Origin of the sequence: Bifidobacterium sp. FKU (assembly GCF_026016385.1) — a bacterium.
Taxonomy (GTDB): Bacteria; Actinomycetota; Actinomycetes; order Actinomycetales; family Bifidobacteriaceae; genus Bifidobacterium; species Bifidobacterium infantis.
The window spans coordinates 2599192-2615721 of the sequence record NZ_CP092888.1 but is presented as its reverse complement, the minus strand read 5'-3'; the positions used below and the strand labels follow the sequence as shown (position 1 = coordinate 2615721).

Genomic DNA, 16530 nt, shown 5'->3' with positions numbered 1-16530 from the left:
TGTGAATAACAAACATGTAATTTGTGGATAACTTTTGGCCGTGAATGGTTGGTATTCCGCCGATTATAAGAGATCTGAGGCGTGTCTCGCAACGTGTCGAAATGTGAAAATACTCCGTCCGTTTTGACTTGAGGGTAGGGGTGAGAGTACTTTGATATAGCTTGACTCACGTGAGGGCAGCGCGAAGCGTTGCCGAATAGACCTAGGAGCAATGGATTATGAAGAGGACGTTCCAGCCGAACAACCGTCGTCGCCACATGAAGCACGGCTTCCGCCTGCGCATGCGCACCCGTTCTGGCCGTGCGGTGATCAACCGTCGCCGTGCCAAGGGCCGCAAGTCCCTCTCCGCCTGATCATTCCGATCAGTGCCACAGGCATAGTCGAGGTGGAGCGGCTTCAAAGCCATCGTGATTTCGTCACCGTGCTGAAACGCCGGCGCAAAGCAGGTGGCAAGGATATCGTCGTGCACTATTTGGTGCCCGACGACCATCATGATGATGACGACCGGACGGTGCATCGCCGTTTGGGATTAGCTGTCTCCAAATCGGTAGGACATGCGGTCACCCGTAATACGGTGAAGCGTAGGTTTCGTGTATTGGCCAGAGCCCATGAGGATCTGTTGCCCGCGCATTGCGATATCGTTTTGCGCGCCAAGCCCAGTGCTGCGACCGCATCGTTCGCTTCGCTAGATCAGCAGATCGCGAAGGCTTTTGCCACAGTGGCGCATAAGGTGGCTGAGGCATGACAGCTTCTTTCAAGGCGGTGATGATTGGTGGGGTGCGCTGGTATCAACAGCGCATCTCGGCAAACACACCGCCTTGTTGCAAGTATTATCCAACGTGCTCGAATTATGCCATTGAGGCGTTGGAACGGTATGGCGCGTTCAAAGGGGGAGTGCTCGCCGTGCTGAGATTACTGCGTTGCCGGCCGTGGAGTCGTGGGGGAATCGACGATGTTCCACAACGGTATTCCATTTTTTACAGATTTTCGTGGTCGAAGGCTCATGAAGAGCCCCGACTGACACCATTGGCCACAACCCAAAGAGAGGCCCAACGATGAACTCAAATGAATTTCTGCTTGATAGCGGGTTTTGGGGATTTCTATATAAAATCCTGACTCCCGTTGAGTGGTTACAGACCTGGATCATGAAGATCGTGCATGACTTCTTCGTGATGCTGGGCATGAGCCCGATTGGTGTCTCATGGGTGCTTGCCATTATCATCCTGGTGCTGGTGGTGCAGGCGTGTATCTTCCCGCTGTTCTGCAAGCAGATGAAGTCGATGCGCAAGATGCAGGCGTTGGCGCCGAAGATGAAGCGCATCCAGAACAAGTACAAAGGCAAGACGGATCAGGCTTCCAAGGAGGCCATGAGCCGTGAAACCATGAAACTGTATCAAGACAATGACGCCAATCCGGCTGGCTCCTGCTTGCCTATGCTCATTCAGGGCCCGGTGTTCATGTCCATGTTCTATACGCTGTCGGCCATTCCCTACATTGCCAACGGTAAACGCGGTGCGTTGGGCGCGTTCGACGTAGCAACCGCCAAGCAATTCACCCAAACCGATGTGTTCGGCATTGTCAGCGTGACCGATAACTTCTCTAGGGCTGCCACTAGTGGCAAGGTGGTCATCGGTACCTTCGTGTTCCTGATGTGCTTCTGCCTGTGGTTTATGCAGTACTTCAACATGAAGCGCAACATGCCCGCCGCATCGATGAACAAACAGGCCGAGACCATGCAGAAGGCTATGCTGTGGCTCTTCCCGGTGATGTACATCTTCTCTGGTGCCACCATGCCGTTCGCCGTGCTGGTCTACTGGCTGACCAACAACGTGTGCAACCTCTGCCGCACATTGTGGCAGGTGTACGCATTCCCGACCCCTGGCTCTCCGGCTGCGGCGGACAAGGAAAAGCGCGATCATCGTAATGAGAATGCTCGCCGCGCAAAGGCCGGCCTGCCCTCTCTGGAAGAAGAAGCATTGGCCAAGGCCAAGGAAGAGGCCGAGCGTAAGGCCACTCATGGCTATCAGCGTCAACAGCCCGTGCGTAAGCGCAGAAAGAAGTGACGACTATGTCGGTGCGTGTTCGGTGTTTCACGTGAAACATCGAACACGCACCGACATTACTTTCTCTGTTCGGGGGAGCAGGGCTTAGACTTGTAATTCAAACACGACATGAAGGAGTAGCGTATGGCACAGGATGACGTGAAGTCGATTGATCAGCTCAACGAAGAGGCTGATATCGCCGCGGATTACCTTGAGGGCCTACTGGATATCGCCGACTATGAGGGCGACATTGAGATGGGCGTGCGTAATGACCGCCCCACCGTGCAAATCGTTGCTGATGACGATACCGACATCAAACATCTTATTGGCCGTAATGGTGAAGTCGTTGATGCTCTGCAGCAATTGACTCGTCTGGCTGTACAGCAGAAGACCGGCGAGCGTTCTCATCTGATTGTGGATGTCGACGGTTTCCTGAAGCGCAAGCGTCAGCACCTCTGTGATATCGCCCTGGATGCCATTGACGCAGTGAGGGATTCCGGCGAGCCGTATGACTTGAAGCCGATGAATTCCTTCGAACGTAAAGTCGTTCACGATGTGGTTCGGGAAGAGGGGCTGAAGTCTCGCTCGCACGGTGAGGAGCCTCATCGTTACGTGACGGTGTATCTCAAGAACAAAGTCGAGGATGTTGCCGAAGACGACGAGGTTGATCAGGAGTAATAGGTCGACGAGTTTTTGAGATGACAGGGACGTTCAACGGATGTCGTCTCTAAACAGACAAGAGTGACCGCAGGGGGGAATGGCGTCGTAATGAGCGACGCCTTTTCCATGTTGATTGTTTCACGTGAAACATGGTGAGGGAGATGGCTATGACGGATCAGCTGCAGGAGTCACCTGTACTTGCTGAGGTCTTGGGTGATGCGTTGCCGAAGTTGGAGCGTTTCCATGCCAAGATTGCCGAAGAGGGTGAACCTCGTGGATTGATCGGCCCCCGTGACGTCGATATCATTTGGGAACGGCATATTCTGAATTCCGCTGCGATTGTGCCGTACGTTCGGAATGCAACGAATGGTATTCGCTTCAAAACAGTTGCCGACGTCGGCAGTGGTGGTGGTTTTCCCGGATTGGTGGCTGCCGCGTGTTTGCCGGATCATGACTTCACGCTGATTGAACCGATGGAGCGGCGAATCGAATGGTTGCATGAATGTGTTGACCTGATGCAACTGCAGAACGTTGAGATTATTCGTGGACGCTCCGATGCCGTCATTCAGCAGGTACGGAAGCGGGAAATTCATCCGTTCGCTGTTGTCACGTGTCGTGCGGTTGCTCCTATGACCAAACTTTCTGGCTGGACGTTGCCGTTGCTGAAACCGTCAGGACAGTTGATCGCATTGAAGGGACGGTCTGCTCAGGCTGAAATCGACAAGGCCGGCAAGGAGATTGCAAAATTCGGTGGTCGTCATCCACGCGTCGTTGAAGCGGCTGTCGGACCGGATCTTGAGCCTACGCACGTGGTGATTGTGGATAAGCGATGAGTGGAGTACTGATTAAGTTATCCACATTTCCATATGTGCGTAAAAATTATCCACATTTTTACGGGACGATGTGCACAATGATGGAAACATTGATTTTTCAATGCTTTTCGTCTGTGAATACACAATCTAACACTCAACGTCATTCACACTTATCCACACTTATCCACATTGCATATCGCAATTGTGGATAACGAGCATCATGTCCATACGAATGAGAACACTGGAACTTACGTCTGTGCAAGGAGGAGCGATGGCCACCAAGGATCATCAGTCGGAACCTATAGAATCGGCTTCCGAAACGCTTCAGCGAATATTCGATGGTCACGGTTCAGTGCTTGGTAGCCAGATGGCTGATGAAAGCTCACGCTACGATGTACTCAAGAAAACCGATTTCCCCAAACCTAAACGTACCCGTCGTATTGCCGTGGCCAACCAGAAGGGGGGAGTGGGTAAAACCACATCCACGGTGAACACCGCTGCGGCGCTGGCAGACAAGGGCGCGCAGGTGTTGGTCATCGATATGGACCCGCAGGGCAATGCCTCTACGGCGTTGGGTGTATCTCATGCATCGGGAGAGCCCTCGGTCTATGACGTTATCGAGGGGCGTTCCGATCTGGGGGATGTCATCACGGTCTGTCCTGATTTTCCCACACTTGATGTTGTGCCTGCATCAATCGATCTCAGCGGTGCTGAGTTGGAAGTGGCCGATCTGCCCAACCGAAACACCTTGCTGAAGGAGGCCCTAGACCTCTACCTACGTCAATCAGATAAACACTATGATTACGTGTTCATTGATTGCCCGCCCAGCTTGGGCCTGTTGGTCATCAACGCCATGTGTGCAGTGACCGAGATGCTGATTCCTATCCAGGCTGAGTATTACGCATTGGAGGGTCTTGGCCAGCTGATTAACACGATTGGTTTGGTGCAAGAGCATTTCAATCCCGTACTGCTGGTGTCCACCATGCTCGTCACGATGTTTGATCGCCGAACGTTATTGAGCCGTGAAGTATATAACGAGGTTAAGGGACACTATCCCAGCATTGTGCTGAATACTACCATCCCGCGTTCAGTCAAGATCTCCGAAGCGCCGAGTTTCTCCCAATCGGTGATTGCCTATGATCCTCGTGGCATAGGTGCCATATCGTATGGTGAAGCAGCTTTGGAAATCGCACAGCGTTCGCAACAAGTCCTTGACACCATTGATGCGAGGAGGAACAAGTAATGGCATCAAAATCACGACTCGGTAAGGGCCTTGGCGCTTTGTTCCCCACATTGCCAGGGGAGGAACCAGTGGCGGAGCAGCCCGCAATGATTGCGGAGGATTCGTCTACTCCGGCGGCCACTGCTGACATAACCCCCGCCAAGAAGGCTACTGCCCAGCAGGAATCAAAGTCTGCCGCGCCTCAGACGGTATCATCCAGCAAGGCAGCCAAGAAAGCCGCCGGTAAACGCGCATCCATGCCCGCATTGGACATCATTACTCATCCTAGCGACCTGTTTTTCGGTACGGAGAAACCTCAAACCGGTAAGGTCGCCGCGCCTCAGCAGGGCGGCAAGTCGTCTGCGCCTCAGACGGCACATCGTACATCCGTCATTGTCAAAGATGTTTCACGTGAAACATCTCAGACTGCATCGGCGGCAAAGACCGCTGACACAGATAAGAAGGACGAGCTCAAGCCGGTAGCCGGTGGTTATCTGGCTGAACTCAAACTGTCTGATATCGGGCCCAATGCACATCAGCCTCGTACCATCTTCGACGAGGATGAGTTGAATGAGCTGTCTGCTTCCATTAAGGAAGTTGGTGTGCTGCAACCGATAGTCGTGCGCAAGCGTCCGGCAAGCCGGATTGCTGCGGCCAAAGCCGCCAAGCACGACGAGACGGAATCCAGCACGAATCCGTTTGCCGGTCATTTGGACAGCCCGTATGAGCTCATTATGGGTGAACGCCGTTGGCGTGCTTCTCAGTTGGCTGGGTTGGAGACGATTCCCGCCATCGTCAAAACCACTGCGGATGATGATATGCTCCGCGATGCGTTGCTGGAAAACTTGCACCGTGTGGCCTTGAATCCGCTGGAAGAGGCGGCTGCCTACCAGCAGATGATCGAAGAGTTCGGGTTGACGCAAGCACAACTGTCCAAGTCGGTGTCCAAGTCTCGCCCGCAAATCGCCAATACCTTGCGACTGCTGAACCTGCCGGCCTCTGTGCAAAAGAGAGTGGCTGCCGGTGTGCTATCGTCCGGTCATGCGCGTGCGCTATTGGGCCTGAGCGATCCGGAGGAAATGGACAAGCTGGCTTCTCGTATTATTGCGGAAGGTCTTTCTGTACGCAGCACCGAAGAAATCGTCGCCATGAAGGTTGCGTCGGGGGAGCAGCCGAAGAAGCCTAAGACGTCTAAGACCAATCCTTGGGTTGGTTCCGCCATCCAGCAGAGTTTGGAAAATCATTTCGATACCAAGGTGTCGATTAAGGGCAGCACCAAGCATGGTCGCATCGAAATCGTCTTCTCGTCACCAGAGGATATGGATCGTATCCTGCAGCTGCTGGTGCCGAGCCAAGGCGATGCCGATTCCAAATGGGTGTAACGCGATAAGAACATTCGTGTTGTCGCTGGCATTATTGCTGTGCAGTGCGGTGTACAACACAAGACGTATAGCCTCTGCGTGATTCCTGGCAGGGGCGTATGCCTGCGCTGTAGCCCCTGTCGCAATAGGAAAAACCCCTCAGGCGACGGACAATCATCACACATCATGATTCTCTGTCGCCTGAGAGGTTTTTCTATGCCTCTGACTGGCACGTACTATCCAAGGGCGGCATGCTGTAACACTGACCTAACGTTGCTCCTATGTCACAGGCAGCAGACAGAACAGCAAGCCACCATCAGTCCGCCGCAATCAGTCCGTAAGATAGGCCTGCGCATCCAGCGCTGCACGGCAGCCCATGCCCGCTGCACTGATCGCCTGACGATAAGTACGATCCACGCAATCGCCTGCAGCAAAGATGCCTGGCGCACTGGTCACCGTGCTGGCACCCTGCACCACGACATACCCATCATCGTCACGGTCCACAACACCGGCCGCAAAATCAGTGGCTGGCGTATGGCCGATAGCCACGAACACGGCGTTGGTGTCCAGCGTGCTTTCTTCTCCGGTCACCACATTACGTACGGCAATGCTGCTGACACTGGCCGGTGCCACAGCCGGTCGTTTGATTGTCAAGCCAGGAATGGCAATAGGTGCACCGGTGTTCTGTGTGGGGGAGGAGGTGCCGGTAATGGAGGTCACCACTGTGTTGGTCAGCAGGGTGATGGTCGGATTGGCTTTGGCTCGGTCCACCATGATCTGCGAGGCACGGAAGCTATCGCGTCGGTGAATCAAGGTGACTGAAGAACCGAACCGGGTCAGGAATAATGCCTCTTCAAAAGCCGAATCGCCACCGCCTACGACCACGATAGGCTTGTTCTTGAAGAAGAAGCCATCGCAGGTGGCGCAGTACGAGACGCCATGTCCGGACAGCTCCTGTTCGCCAGGCACCCCAAGCTTACGGAATGACGACCCTGTGGCGATGATAAGCGCCGATGCCTCCAACTGGGAGTCATCGGAGAGCGTTACACGATAGGTCGGCTTGACCGAATCACTTTCACACGCCTCGATGGAAGAGACATCGTCTGCGATATAGGTTGTACCGAAGCGCTTGGCCTGTTCCTTCATGCGATCCATAAGATCCGGGCCAAGAATACCTTCCGGGAATCCAGGGAAGTTCTCCACCTCAGTGGTGTTGACCAACTGTCCACCTGGCGACAACGCACCAGTGACCATAACAGGATTAAGACCTGCGCGGCCAAGATAGATGGCGGCCGTGTAGCCAGCGGGACCAGAACCGATAATGATGACGTTATGTTTCACGTGAAACATTGTCACACCCCCATACGATATTCCGTGTCATTCAGCCAGACGCGAAGAAAGGGCGGCACCGTCGAATGTATGCGAACGGTGCCGCCCCTTCTTGGGTCAGTTATCGGCATAGATGCCGATTAGAAGACCTCCACCTTCTCGATGTACAGCTGGTTCTGCGGCAGGCTATCCGATGGCACCCACAGCAGCAGATCCTGCGTATTGACGGCTTTGGTGAACTTCACTTCAGTAGTGCCACCTTCAGCAAAGGTGAATTCGGCCACCTGCTTGCCCTGAGTGGGGTCTCCAGTGGTATTCGCGCGAATATAGCCCTTACCACCGGATGTGCGGATGGTGATAACCATGCGGTACGCATCCTGCGGCTGGTCAAGGTGCATGTAGTATGCGTACCCGGATTGGCCGCCAGGATTCGACAGGAAGTTGGCGCTGGAAATCGTAAACGCCGTGTTGTTCTCATGGCGCGGTTGCGGAGCAGCGCTGGAATCCTTATCGCCGGACTTTTTGGCCTTGGTCTTCTTGGACGACGAATCAGCAGTCTCGGACTTCTTGGACTTGTCTGATGCCGAGTCCTTGGATTCGCTCTGAGTGGCATCACTTGACTTTGAAGAATCGTCAGTGGTGCCACCGTTCGTCGCGTTCTTGCTGCCACCGAATGGCACAGCGTCAGCATTGATATCAGGCCAGTCACCTTCACTGGAGTTGTTGGAAGCATCGGCAGGATTGCCTCCGGAGGATCGGAACGCATACACTGCCCAAACAGCCGCTGCCACTACCAATATCAGAGCCACAATGATGGCAACGACCTTGGTCGACAGTTTACCGAACAGATGTTCATCGGGCAGCTTGCTGTCATCCTCGTCATCCGGCACATCCTTCGGTGTGAAGCTCGGAGGAATGGCGCTTACTTCGGCAATGCGGGCCTGCTCCTCTTCCAAGGCACGCAGCGATTCCTCACCAGGAGCCACAGCACGGCCGCTGGCGAGGAACATGGGAATACGACTGGTTGTCTCTCCCACGGTGGCGTCGGAAATACCGCCGGTAACAATAGGCACTGTCAACCGAGTATTATCACTCGGACCGCCGATGGGGGCCGGATTCATTTCGCTGTACCAGTCACCGGTGTCTTCACCGGAAAGATTCTCGTGCTCCCAGGCGTCAGAAAGGTTGAAGTCAAACAGACGGTGGGCATCAGACTGAGACTGGTTGCCGTCAGCAATACTGGACCCATCCGGCAAAGGAACCGGTGACATCACGTGCGGAGCGAGGATGGAGGCCGGCTGAACCGGCAGGGAAGGTGTAATAGACAATTCCGGAAGACTGCTGCTGTTAATCAACGTGCTGGGAATAGGCACGATATCAGTCTCGTTGGCAGGCTTCAGTATCGCCTTGGTAATCGAGCAATCGCTTTCCACGCTCGGCAAAGCAATATCAGCATCGCTCAGTTCAGAGAGCGGTTTCCAATTACCCAACAAGGCGTCGAGTTCTACAAGGGCAGCCATTGGCAACGTATGCTCGTCGGGCTCGCTCAAGGCCAATCCACGCTTGCAAATCACGCGGAATTCGCCAGGGGTGTCTTGTGGCATGGCACGCAGATTGAATGTGGGTGTCGCTTGGCTTGGCGTGCGTGTCAGCAGGGTATAGAGTAATGCCGCAAGCTGGCGAATCGCATACCGTTCAGGACCGTCCGTACGCAGATCGGTAGCGGACGTATCGGCCAGCATCGTGGCACATGGTGCATCGGCAATTTGCACACCGGAGGTAGTCACTCGAACGGTGTCGGTTGTGATGACGATGCTGCTGGGAGTATCCGCAATGATCTCGCGCAGCACGTTGGCGCATTCTCCGATAATCGATCGGATGGCGCTGTAGCTGAGCGGCTTGGCGGTATCCACCATGTAGTCAGTCAGGCATTGGCCGCTATCCACCGGCATGACAATGAGAAGTACGTCGGATTCCATACGGTATTTCAGTACGGGAATCACACGATCAGGGCGAGTGGCGGCGATACGACCAGCGATCTCATCGATTGCGGCGAAAGCGCTGCGATTGGTAATGATGAACAGCTGGCAATCCTTTGCCAGCACACGGTCGTTGGCTTTCCATGCCTGAATGCCAGGCTCCGCACGCAACGATGATACCAAGGTGTATCGGTTGAGAATTGTGTCTCCGAGTTGCGGTTTCATAGTGCGTTCGGCTCCGTGTGATTGGTGTTCGAGACTGGTCTTAGATATTCTACGTGCGGGGCTATCCTTGACGGGCTCCGTCTCAGGATTGATTTGCGTATCGTCGACTTTTTCCGGCTGGGCTGTCACAGCAACGTCCTCACTGGCCGGAGTCTTGTGTAGACGGGCCAGTATCGAGTGATAGGCGCTGATGAGTTCCGGGGTGCGTACCACCCACAACACAGCCACATATACTATGGTCAGCACGATGGTGAGCACCACGCAGATGGCCAGCGCAGACCACCAGCTCATGTGCCCGCCTACTGGTCGAATATCCGCGTCGAACAGTGCGACTACCGGTCGTTTGATCAGCCAGACCACAACTCCGGAAGCCAGTGCCGCCACAATAGCCTTGGCATATGTCCTCGTGATCTCCCGACCGCCAAGATCGCCTTCGAACTTGCGGCGCAACATCATCAACGTCAGCGGCAACGCCAGTAATCCGCCGAGTGTCACCGAGCAGGCGATGCCGAGTACCCAATGCTCAGGAGGAAGTACCATCATGCCGATGATCATGAATACCGAGGTGAACCCATACTGCATCACCGCGGACAAGAAGGGGTGCAGGCCGTCCTCAAAGGCATAGAATGTACGTTGAATCAGCAGGAACGCCGATCCCAAAGGAGTGCCCACAGATAGGGCGATAAGCGCGTAGGAAATCAGCATGGTCTCGTCCATCGAGACGGACGGAAGCAATGCGCGGATAATCGGTTCGGGGAACACAATCATGGCGGCGGCGAAAAATATGATGAGCAGGCCCACATTATTCAGTGCGTTGACTAGGTCGTGCCGTGCCTCATCCAGATTCGCAGCTGCGACAGAACGGGAGATTTTGGGGAACATAGCCGTGGATACCGATACGGCGATGAGCGAATAGGGCAGGATGAACAGTGTGTACGCATTCTGATAGGTCGCGTTGCCTGCCACGCTGAACAGGCTGGCACCCGTCAGTTCGTGGGTGCGCTGCGGTGCGGATGTGGCGATACGGGTAAGGATAATGCCGCAGATCTCGCTGGCGACCACCACGCCCAAAGAGCCTAACGCCACGGGACCCATAGACCTGAGTCCAAAGCCGCCAAGCCCGAAGCTGGGTCTGTACTTGAACCCGATACGGGCCAGTGGCAGGAACAGTATCAGCGCTTGGAAGGCCACGCCCAAAGTCCAGGTGCCTGCGGTAAGCGCGATCTTGTCGGCGGTCCAGAATTCGAGGGGCTGTTCATTGGCCTTGCTGAACAGCAGAATAAAACCAGTAAAACCGGCGCAACTAATAATGTTGGCACCGGTTGAGCTCCACGCATACGTGAGGAAATGGTCTTTGGCGGCCAGGATCTGACCCAATACCGTATACAGGCCGTAGAAGAACACCTGAGGCATACACCACAGGGTGAACGAGGTAGTCAGGGCTATCATCTGGTGATCGTCGCTACCCACGTACAGGCGGGCAAGCAGAGGGCTGGCCGCCGCCATCACCACGGTCATGGCCAACAGGATGCCGATGGCCAACGTAACCAGACGATTCAGTCGTTCTTGGGCGTCTTTTTCTTTCAACGTGCGCACGATCTGGGGCACCAGCACGGCGTTGAAAATACCACCGGACACCAGCGTGAACACGGATTGGGGAATCATGGAACCGGCCTGATAGGCGTTGGCCGCCAATCCGGTGGTGCCGATGGCCGCAGCGAGAAGAATCGTGCGGAGCTGACCGGTCACACGGGAAGCAGCAGTTCCCGTGGCCATGATCAGGGAATTACGACCTACGGTTGAACTCATTCGTCGGGGTCCTTCTTCCGATGGAACTGCCGCCACAGGCCGATAATGCCCAATAGCACGGCGAAGCCAATGATAATGAAGCCGCTGGCATCACTGATGCGCATCACACTGGTGATCGCGGTGTCCTGCGTGTTGCCGAATCTGTTGCCTTCCCGGTCGGTCAACGACACATGGGCCGTCGATGAGCCGGAAGTGGAAACGCGGATGGTGAAGGTCACCTGAGCGTCGCTATGCGCGGGAATATCGATGTCAGCGGTTCGCGAGGTGACGATCTGCATGGAGTCAGTCAGTGAGTTGACCTGCACGCTGACGGCGTAGGGAAGGTCATTGCTGATGGTGATTGGCATTTTCGCGGATTCGCTGAACACGGATACCGATTCCGATGGGTTGATGCGTACGCCGTTCAGAAGATCGCTGGCCAGTGTTTTCGCGGCGTTGACCATGGCTTTTCGCGTGGCTGTCGGCTGGGGGGAGCCAGACATGGACCGCAGCGCCATATCGTCATGCAGCACCAGTAGAGAGCCAATCCATTGCATCGGATCGTTGCTATGCGAGGCGGTGTCATTGGCGTCCTGCCGGGCCAGGGCCCGCGGGTCCAACGACGAGACCTCGTCGGAATCAATCTCGTTCCTCAATATGGAGGTGGCCATGCGCATGATGTCATGCCGGCTGTCGGCCAACTGTCTCAATGCCGACCGGGTATTGGCGGTGTTGGCATCATCGGCCTTGTCGGGATTGACCGAATCGCTGACATTGTACGGATCGGCCTTGGCCATGGTCTTCAGATCCGTCAGATTCAACCAAGAGGCCTGCTCGAAGGCGCTCATCACCTGATCGATCCAGCTGGCCTCCGTGGTGCGGGAGAACGTCATAAGCAGGTATCGGGATGTATAGGGCTGTTCCATCTGGTAGAACGCGCTCTGAGCGACCAGTCGGGCTAACCGACCGGCATCGCTGGACTCGGCCTGCGCGTCCGTGCTGGTGGGTTGGCCCTTGGCCAGCGTGCCCAAGGTCGATTGCTCCTTCAGCACGGTGACATCGCCGGCAGGCGTATCCACCACGTAGGTGCCTGTGTGTACGGCTTCAGTCTGGTCGGCATCGAAAGAGGCATCGGCAATCACCGTGTCATAGCCCTGCTCGCGTGCCGCGGTCAGCGCATCCAACGTCCAACAGTTGTTGCCCTGCCATGCGTACGCGGAGGGTGTTTCGGAGTCGTTTCCGGCGGCATACCATGCGGCCGCCTGCTTGGCGTTCCACTGCTCAGTGGTGATGCCGGCCTTTTCGTAGGCCGCGGTATCACCCAGCGCGGTATAGGCGGTGATGTCAAAGTCGGCGGGCTGCATGATGCCGGCAATGGACGGTTGCACTGCGGACTGACGCCAATACAGAGGATCCGCGATCACTTGCAGCGAGCGGTGCTTGGCGAATGTCTGCCCAAGGGATCGCGCGGTATCGGCATCCTGACCGGATAAGGATATGGCTGGCGTATCAGTGGCTTTGGCCGCGTTGCCGGCGTCGGCGTTATCGGACTTGTCGGCCTTGTCCGTGCTGTTGGACTTGGACGATGTTGATGTCGAGGAAGTGGCGGTTTCGGCAATGCGATTGCTGATGGCCTTGTTATCGACCTGCCAGCCGCTGGCGGTGTAGGGCATGGCCACGGTCAGGTTCATGGCCGGTGTCGTCGCGGTGTTGAGCCCATCCGAAGATCGGGTCAGAAAACTCGGCAAATCGGCGAGTATCCGATTGCCAACGATATACGACAGCATCAGCGGCTTCGGCCCCCAGCTCCCTATGGAGGCAAGGGTCTGCTGATTGGCGTTCACCTCGACGGTAACGGTGGCAGTGCCGCCGGCGGGAATCGATGGCACGTCAACGGAACCCAACTCGTTGGGGGTGGGGATGGGGGCGTTGTTCTCGGCCCAGTTCTGAATATCGGTGCGCGAGACAAAGGTGAACAGCGTATTGGTGGTCAGGTGCAGTGTGCCGCTTGACGTGGCCGTGCTGTCCGTATTGCTGATGACCGCGGTGACATGATAGCCCGATTTGGAGGTGACGATGGGGGTGCTTTGCGTGATGGCAATGCTCTGCTTGGGCTGATTCTCGGTCTGATTGCCCGTTGCGTCCGTCGTATCGGATGATGAATCGGTCGTGTCCGTCGTATCGTTCGCGTAGACGGTCAATGGAGCGGCCAGCATCGCCACAACGGCGACGCCAGCCGCCAGTGCGTGTGCCAGACGTGTGCAATGTCGTAAGACTCCGGGTAGGTTCACTCGTTTGCCTGCCTGTTCTTCTTCCTGGCGTAGAGCCACGCGATTTTGCGTTCGTTGGGATAGCTCAACACGTCATCCAAATCTTCAAAACGTACCCAGAGGGCGTCTTCCGCCTCATGATCCGGGTCTCCTTCCACCGTCAGTTCGCCGCCGGTCTGTTTGAGCGCGAAGTGATGGACCAGCTTATGCACGCGCTGCGTGGTGCCGGTGAACCAGCAGTCGATGGTGGCGATGGAATCGATCACCTCGCCCAGGATGCCGGTCTCTTCATGCACTTCGCGCACAGCGGTCTGCTGCGGGGTCTCGCCTTTCTCAATATGCCCCTTCGGCAAGCACCATTCGAGATGGCCGGAGCGGGAATGACGGGCGATAATGGCCACGCGGTTCTGGTCATCGAAGATCAGACCGCCTGCCGAATATTCGCGTACGACCGGCAGTTCCTGGGCATCCAGTGAAGCGAATGTGGTCGGACCGTCCGACGTACGGCGTTGCGGCATCATGGCCGGAGTCGGGCCGGATGGCGTCACCGGTTCTACTGGCACTGCCGGTTCCGGCGAGGCAACATCCGCGGACGGATGCCGGCCGAAGACCGTGGCCGGCGTGGGATGCGCTGACGTTACGGGCCTCACTGGTGCTGCAGACGGCGCTGAGACCGGCATGGTGGCCGGCACTGCGGCCGGTGCGGTACGTGCCGCAGGCGGCATCAGCACGTCGCGCGGAGTCGGTATCGCTGTGGTGTGCGCGACGGCGGCCTTGGCGACCGCAACGGCAGCATCTACGGCCGCGTGGGCGGTCGCCGCGGGATCGTTCGTGACGATGGTTACGGACGTTTGTGCCGTGGCGATAATCGGCTCGACCTCGGCAATCGTCTCGGCACCGGCCTCGCCGGCGATACCATCGGCCTGCCCCTCGATAGTGCCGCTGGTAGTGGCGATGGTGACGGTGGCATGCATGCCGAAGACGGTGGCCGGTGTGGGCATCATCGGCTTCGGTGTGGGCATGTCGCTGGCGGCGTCCGATATTTCGGATTCGGATGGTGCGGGTGTGGCGGGCGTTGCGGGTGTGCCGGGTACACCGGAATGTTGCGCAGTCGGTACTGCGTCTACTTCGTCTTGATGAACGGCCTGATTGGTGGAGTGGCTCGCGGTGCCGCCGGCATCGGGAGAATCGCCCGAATCGGCGGAATGATGCGGAGTTTCGGACGTATACAGCAGGTGGTCTTGGGTATGGCTATCCGCCGAATCTGGTGTTTGCCCCAGTATGCGGGCAAGGTCGGCGGGCGTAATCATATTCTCCACCTTACTCAACCCCGTGTGCAGGTGGGGTAACGGTATGCTGGTAGGGCAGAAAAACGTCGCACGCGGGAAGGTGCCCATTGAATTTCGAAGTATGGCCCGAAGCCATCGAACTTGGTCGACTGTTCGCCGAACAGGGTTACGAGCTGGCATTGGTCGGCGGCCCGGTCAGGGATTTGCTGCTCCATAGAAAGAGCCACGATTTGGACTTCTGCTCATCCGCACGGCCTGAGCAGTTCGAGCCGATACTGCGCCGGTGGGGGCATGACGGCTTCTGGGACATGGGGCGCAAGTTCGGCACGCTGGGTGCCATGCGCCGCCGCCCGGACGGCACCGAGGTCAAGGTGGAGGTCACCACCTATCGCTCCGACACGTACGACACGGACTCGCGTAAGCCCGAGGTCAATTATGGCGACACGCTTGAGGGCGACCTGTCCCGCCGCGACTTCACCGTCAACGCGATGGCCCTGCGTGTGCCCGACCTGCAATTCGTGGACCCGTTCGGTGGTGCCAGCGATCTGTCCAAGGGTGTGTTGCGCACGCCGGTGGACCCGCGACAGTCCTTTGACGACGATCCGTTGCGTATGATGCGCGCCGTGCGATTCGTGGCCCAGCTGGGCTTCCGTATCGCGCCGGACGCGGCCGAGGCGATCACCTCGATGCGCGACCGCATCGACATCGTATCCGCCGAGCGCGTGCGCGACGAACTGACCAAGCTGCTGCTCTCCGACCGTCCGCGCGCCGGCCTTGAGGCGTTGGTCGAATCCGGTCTTGCGGACATCGTCTTCCCGGAGATTCCGGCCCTGCAATTGCAGATCGACGAACACCACCGCCACAAGGACGTCTTCGAGCACACGATGATTGTGCTCGAACGCGCGATCGCCCTGGAAACCGGCCCGGACGGCCCGGTGCCCGCCCCCGACCTGACGCTGCGCTTGGCCGCCGTGATGCACGATATCGGCAAGCCGAAGACCCGCCGGTTCGAGCCGGGCGGCAAGGTGAGCTTCCACCACCATGACGCGGTGGGTGCCAAAATGACCCGCAAGCGCTTGAAGGCGCTGCGTTTTGACCACCATCTGGTCGAGGACGTCTCGGAACTGGTGAATATGCACCTGCGCTTCCACGGCTATGTGGACGAGCCGTGGACCGATTCGGCCGTACGCCGGTATGTCAAGGATGCCGGGCACCTCTACGAGCGGCTGAACAGGCTCACGCGCGCGGATGCCACCACACAAAACAAGCGCAAGGCGATGATCTTCTCCCAGGCCATGGATGAGATGGAGGAGCGCGTCCGCGAACTCAAGAAGAAAGAGGACTTCGACGCGATTCGCCCGGATCTGGACGGCAACGAAATTATGGAGTTGCTGGGCCTGGAGCCTGGCCCGATGATCGGCCGCGCCTACAAGCACATGCTGGAATACCGTCTGGATAACGGTCCGGTGGACCACGATGTGGCCGTCGAAGAACTCAAGCGCTGGTACGCCGAGATTCAGTAGTCCGATACTAGCCCGATACCAAAAAACCGT

The 16530-nt window shown here is 56.9% G+C and carries 13 protein-coding genes; 9 read left to right on the top strand and 4 right to left on the bottom strand.

Annotated features, from left to right (window positions below):
• Positions 1–218: 218 nt before the first annotated feature.
• The 8 genes from rpmH (at position 219) to MMB48_RS11545 (ending at position 6118) form a co-directional block, all read left to right on the top strand.
• Positions 219–353, top strand: coding sequence for a 50S ribosomal protein L34 (gene rpmH / locus MMB48_RS11580; protein WP_007054596.1), 135 nt, complete (start codon positions 219–221; stop codon positions 351–353).
• A 32-nt stretch (positions 354–385) separates the two neighbouring features.
• A complete protein-coding gene (rnpA, locus tag MMB48_RS11575) occupies positions 386–745 on the top strand; it encodes a ribonuclease P protein component (protein WP_007051769.1) in 360 nt (119 codons plus the stop codon).
• A complete protein-coding gene (gene yidD / locus MMB48_RS11570; RefSeq protein WP_012578707.1) occupies positions 742–1059 on the top strand; it encodes a membrane protein insertion efficiency factor YidD in 318 nt (105 codons plus the stop codon). Before rnpA ends, yidD begins: the two co-directional genes overlap by 4 nt.
• Positions 1056–2063 carry a membrane protein insertase YidC gene (gene yidC / locus MMB48_RS11565; protein WP_012578706.1) on the top strand — a complete coding sequence of 336 codons (1008 nt, stop codon included), beginning with the start codon at positions 1056–1058 and terminating at the stop codon, positions 2061–2063. The genes yidD and yidC overlap by 4 nt, the downstream gene beginning before the upstream one ends.
• Positions 2064–2186: 123 nt before the next feature.
• Positions 2187–2720, top strand: coding sequence for a protein jag (locus MMB48_RS11560; protein WP_032743439.1), 534 nt, complete (start codon positions 2187–2189; stop codon positions 2718–2720).
• A 149-nt stretch (positions 2721–2869) separates the two neighbouring features.
• On the top strand, positions 2870–3535 hold the full coding sequence (rsmG, locus tag MMB48_RS11555; RefSeq protein ID WP_032743441.1) for a 16S rRNA (guanine(527)-N(7))-methyltransferase RsmG: 666 nt from the start codon (positions 2870–2872) through the stop codon (positions 3533–3535).
• A gap of 250 nt (positions 3536–3785) precedes the next feature.
• Complete coding sequence (locus MMB48_RS11550; protein ID WP_012578703.1) at positions 3786–4757, top strand: ParA family protein; 972 nt, start codon at positions 3786–3788, stop codon at positions 4755–4757.
• Positions 4757–6118 (top strand): ParB/RepB/Spo0J family partition protein, encoded by a 1362-nt coding sequence (locus tag MMB48_RS11545; protein WP_032743442.1) that lies wholly within the window; start codon positions 4757–4759, stop codon positions 6116–6118. The genes MMB48_RS11550 and MMB48_RS11545 overlap by 1 nt, the downstream gene beginning before the upstream one ends.
• Positions 6119–6427: 309 nt before the next feature.
• Here MMB48_RS11545 and MMB48_RS11540 read toward each other — a convergent pair whose 3' ends face one another.
• The 4 genes from MMB48_RS11540 to MMB48_RS11525 all read right to left on the bottom strand — a co-directional run bounded on the left by MMB48_RS11540 (position 6428) and on the right by MMB48_RS11525 (position 14998).
• Complete coding sequence (locus MMB48_RS11540; RefSeq protein WP_032743444.1) at positions 6428–7447, bottom strand: NAD(P)/FAD-dependent oxidoreductase; 1020 nt, start codon at positions 7445–7447, stop codon at positions 6428–6430.
• Positions 7448–7566: 119 nt separating this feature from the next.
• Entirely contained in the window at positions 7567–11439 is a 3873-nt protein-coding gene (locus MMB48_RS11535) for a lipid II flippase MurJ (protein WP_032743446.1), read from the bottom strand.
• The gene (locus MMB48_RS11530) at positions 11436–13634 is read right to left on the bottom strand and encodes a DUF6049 family protein (protein ID WP_172664386.1); all 2199 of its coding nucleotides are present in this window, start codon (positions 13632–13634) and stop codon (positions 11436–11438) included. The genes MMB48_RS11535 and MMB48_RS11530 overlap by 4 nt, the downstream gene beginning before the upstream one ends.
• Positions 13635–13705: 71 nt before the next feature.
• Positions 13706–14998: an NUDIX hydrolase gene (locus tag MMB48_RS11525; RefSeq protein WP_032743448.1), complete on the bottom strand. Its 1293-nt coding sequence runs from the start codon at positions 14996–14998 to the stop codon at positions 13706–13708.
• Positions 14999–15084: 86 nt separating this feature from the next.
• Here MMB48_RS11525 and MMB48_RS11520 point away from each other — a divergent pair, with 86 nt between their 5' ends.
• Positions 15085–16500, top strand: coding sequence for a CCA tRNA nucleotidyltransferase (locus MMB48_RS11520; RefSeq protein ID WP_032743449.1), 1416 nt, complete (start codon positions 15085–15087; stop codon positions 16498–16500).
• Positions 16501–16530 lie beyond the last annotated feature (30 nt).